The 3,256-nt window shown below is 55.0% G+C and carries 5 protein-coding genes and 1 tRNA gene; 2 read left to right on the top strand and 4 right to left on the bottom strand.

Features of this window, described 5'->3' with window-relative positions; genetic code table 11:
• A partial coding sequence (locus VGU61_RS11690; RefSeq protein ID WP_326859302.1) for a cache domain-containing protein occupies positions 1 to 993 on the bottom strand: 993 nt, incomplete at its 3' end.
• 10 nt (positions 994 to 1,003) lie between these two features.
• Positions 1,004 to 1,912: a methylamine utilization protein gene (locus tag VGU61_RS11685; RefSeq protein WP_326859301.1), complete on the bottom strand. Its 909-nt coding sequence runs from the start codon at positions 1,910 to 1,912 to the stop codon at positions 1,004 to 1,006.
• Positions 1,913 to 2,038: 126 nt separating this feature from the next.
• On the opposite strand from VGU61_RS11685, the gene VGU61_RS11680 reads away from it, so the two are divergent.
• A tRNA-Arg gene (locus VGU61_RS11680) sits at positions 2,039 to 2,115 on the top strand.
• A 44-nt stretch (positions 2,116 to 2,159) separates the two neighbouring features.
• Here the strand turns inward: VGU61_RS11680 and VGU61_RS11675 are convergent.
• Positions 2,160 to 2,642: a tyrosine-type recombinase/integrase gene (locus tag VGU61_RS11675; protein ID WP_326859300.1), complete on the bottom strand. Its 483-nt coding sequence runs from the start codon at positions 2,640 to 2,642 to the stop codon at positions 2,160 to 2,162.
• Positions 2,643 to 2,679: 37 nt separating this feature from the next.
• On the bottom strand, positions 2,680 to 2,907 hold the full coding sequence (locus VGU61_RS11670) for a hypothetical protein (RefSeq protein ID WP_326859299.1): 228 nt from the start codon (positions 2,905 to 2,907) through the stop codon (positions 2,680 to 2,682).
• Positions 2,908 to 2,970: 63 nt separating this feature from the next.
• Here VGU61_RS11670 and VGU61_RS11665 point away from each other — a divergent pair, with 63 nt between their 5' ends.
• The gene (locus tag VGU61_RS11665) at positions 2,971 to 3,216 is read left to right on the top strand and encodes a hypothetical protein (RefSeq protein ID WP_326859298.1); all 246 of its coding nucleotides are present in this window, start codon (positions 2,971 to 2,973) and stop codon (positions 3,214 to 3,216) included.
• The last annotated feature ends 40 nt before the right edge of the window (positions 3,217 to 3,256 follow it).

The raw sequence follows: 3,256 nt of genomic DNA, 5'->3' as shown, positions 1-3,256 counted from the left end.
GATCTCGTCATTCTTGCCGATGTCGATGCGGCCTTCATAGTTGCCTGCGCCCAGTCTTTTCGCAATATCGCTCAACTGCCTCAACGGCCGGGTGATGCGTCTCGCCATGATCATGCTTCCGGCGAATGTCACCATGATGCCAAGTGCGGTGAGAACCAGCAGAATCAATTGCAGCCTTTGATAAGGCGCGATAGCGTCGCTGATTGAATGCTGCAGGACCACCGCTGCCGTTTGTTTTGCATCTTCTGCGAACACCAGGATCTGCGCGCTGTAATCGGCGTCCGCGATGCGGATCTGAGAAATGAATCGCGGACGTGAGCCGATTGTCTCCATGCGCCGAGCCAGTTCCGTGGACGCAGCGGCGGGAAGCGAGGAAGCGGTTACTGCCCAATCTTCAGTCGGAGCGTTGACCAGCACGGAAATATGCATCAGCGAGAGTTCCCGCATATCTGTTGCGAGTTGACGGGCGACCGGAAATGCCATAGCAACCCAGCCTATCGTTACCGGCGCCTTTACCGGGACGACGACGACCTGGTATGGCTGGTTATCGATGATGTTGTTGCCGGTGGCGCCGTCGCTTTTGTCGGCGGCATCCAGTAAATCAATAATCGAGTTTTCGAAACTTCCCAACAGCTTGCCCGTGGTCGATGCTTTGATACTGCGGTCCGCTGCCACAAGCACTGCGTGCGATGCGCCGATGCGCTCTCCGTGATTGGCGAGCGCCGACACGATCGTTTCGCTGTCGTCGCTTGCGATTGCTTGCTTGAATCCGTAGTCCGATGCCAGAACCCGTGCACCCTGGGTGAGGTTGTGCGCGTACAGATCGAGCAATCGGCGGAATACGCGTTCGCCGACGACAAGTTCCTGCTGTATCGATGCTCTGGCGTTCTGGTCGATGCCGATGCGGATCGCTATGAAACCTGCCGCCTGCACAGCAAGAATCAATACCAGGAACAATAGAACGATGCGGCTTTCTAGGCTTCGCATGCGCATGGAAGTCGTCCTATTGAGATGCCGAACCGGCTTTCACGTTGACTTTGAAAGCAATAATCTCGTCAGTCGATGAGAGAGTGACGAGTTGCTCCGGTAATGGCGCAGTTTGTGGCAAGCCATAGTGCCATGCTTTGATGCGATATTTTCCGGCGGGCAGACCGGACAGAACAATCTTTCCGCCGTTATCGGTTTTCCCGAAGTAGGGCGTCGCCACGACGTGAATATATGTGATCATTTTGTCGTGAATATTGCAGCCGACTACTATGGTGCCAGGTTTGTCAAAATGGACCGGTGTGCCGGGTACCCCGGAATAAAGCTGCAGTTCGAAGGATTTGGCCGGTGAGAACGAATAAACATGATGCCGTACCGAATCGTTGTTCGGAAAGGAGATGTCAGTCCCGGCTTGAACGACGCTGACAAGCGGAAGAAACTTTCGCCCCTTTTGTTCAATGACGACGGTGCTTCTTTTTGAGGCCGCTACCGGTCCGGACAGCGGCTCGGCATAGATAACCGTATCGATGACCGGCGCACCGGCAGAATCCTTGACGTCAATTGTCAGATCCGCTGCGGCGGCGGAAGCCGACAGACCGCAGAGCTGAAGGGTTGCGGCAACAAAATGGATCGAGCTAAGCCGCATGAGGTTATCTTCCTTGCATGTTCTGGAAACGGTGTTTGATGCAGTCCTTCGCGTAGTAATGCCCTGGGCACAACGTGCCGCGAATCCGGTAAAGGGATACGCCGGCACGAATCCAGCGCGAGGATGCTCAACACAATAATTGTCGTGAGGAAAGTTTTTGAACGACTTTATCATAAGTCGTTTCCAAACAATTTCGCCTGCCGAGCAAACTCGAAAAATCCGCTTGTTCGGCGCGATTTGTTGGCTACGGGCGACACCTGTCAGCTCAGGCGTAGTGAACACGGTGTTTTGAAAACCGAAATCGCCCGCCAGGATAACAATTGATCAAGCAGGAAATTGCCGCTCTTGAATGCAAAATAAAAAACGCTCTTCCAAAAATAGTTGAGGGCGTGCTATACTTTTGTCTTCGCGGCTGTAGCTCAGCTGGATAGAGTACTTGGCTACGAACCAAGGGGTCGTGGGTTCGATTCCTGCCAGCCGCACCAGTAATACCAAGGGGTTAGTCCGAAAGGACTGACCCCTTTCTCGTTTACTGCGCGACTTTTGCGCGACTGTGTTCCCTTCGATTTATCACGCGCAACACCGTCGACGTGTCGCGCGTGTCCTGCAGCACTGCATTTGCCATCTCGCTCAATCCCGCGATCGTGGCCGTCGCGTAGAGGCCGGCCATGTCGTTCGAAGTGTGCCCCATCAGCAGCATCCGGTCTTCGCTGGACACGCCGGCCTGTCGCAGACGCTGACCGAACGTATGTCGCATGTCATGCACCCGAAACCGTCGCAAATTTGCGCGCGCCCGCGCATTTTGCCAGGCCGTGTTGTTCATCGTCCTGATCCGGTCCGCCGGCGCGTATTTCTGCGGATGTCGATCGACAAAGACATAGTCCGGATGCTGTCCTCGGCACGACTCCACTACCTGGCGCGCGACATCGTTTAAAACCACCACATGGTGCCGGCCGGACTTGAACTCTTCAGGTGGGATCACGAAGACGCTGCACTTCAATCCGGGAATCATAACTTTCCAGCGCCACTGCAATCCGCATACATTCTTGTCACGCAGGCCGGTTGAGGGCAAACAGCGCCATTTTTTGCAGATGCAATGGCAGTTCATTCAACAGCCGTTCCTGCTCTTCCCAGGTAATGGGATACGGTTTGCGGGGTGCTTCTTTCAGCATTTCAATCAGGGGTGCCGATGACAACCAGGGAGCGCCATCTTCATCGCGCCAGGAGCGCGCCGCCCGGTTCAGAATCGTGCGCACGACTTCCAGCGTACGATTCACTGTGGTTGGCGAAACCCGGTCTTCTTTAAGTCGCTTGTTGATGAAAAGCTGCATGGTTCCTGAATGGACGCTATTCAATGGCTCGCTGCCGATGTGCGGCAGCACCAGATTGATGTGATAGGCAATGATTTCGATGGTGCGCTTTTCACGGTGCCCACACTTCATCAAGTGTTTTTCCGCCGCATCGCAGAACTAGCGTTGAAGGCTCTGTTCACGTTTGGCGTCGATCCGATGCTGCTCGTCGCGGAGCCACTGTTCGGCTCCAGCCTGGCTGACGTTGCCGAGGCGTTTGAACGCGCCTCAATGTGAGGCTGGAATTTGTCTACCGTACCGGGGGTAGTCCAGTTGC

It is taken from the genome of Noviherbaspirillum sp. (assembly GCF_035944575.1).
In the GTDB taxonomy this organism is placed as follows: Bacteria; Pseudomonadota; Gammaproteobacteria; order Burkholderiales; family Burkholderiaceae_D; genus Noviherbaspirillum.
This window is presented reverse-complemented; position numbering and strand designations above follow the sequence as displayed.

Excerpts from the sequence above, each read along its gene's own strand:
- VGU61_RS11675 (WP_326859300.1), bottom strand. The coding sequence starts at position 2,642 with ATGATTCCCGGATTGAAGTGCAGCGTCTTCGTGATCCCACCTGAAGAG.
- VGU61_RS11665 (WP_326859298.1), top strand. The coding sequence starts at position 2,971 with ATGGACGCTATTCAATGGCTCGCTGCCGATGTGCGGCAGCACCAGATT.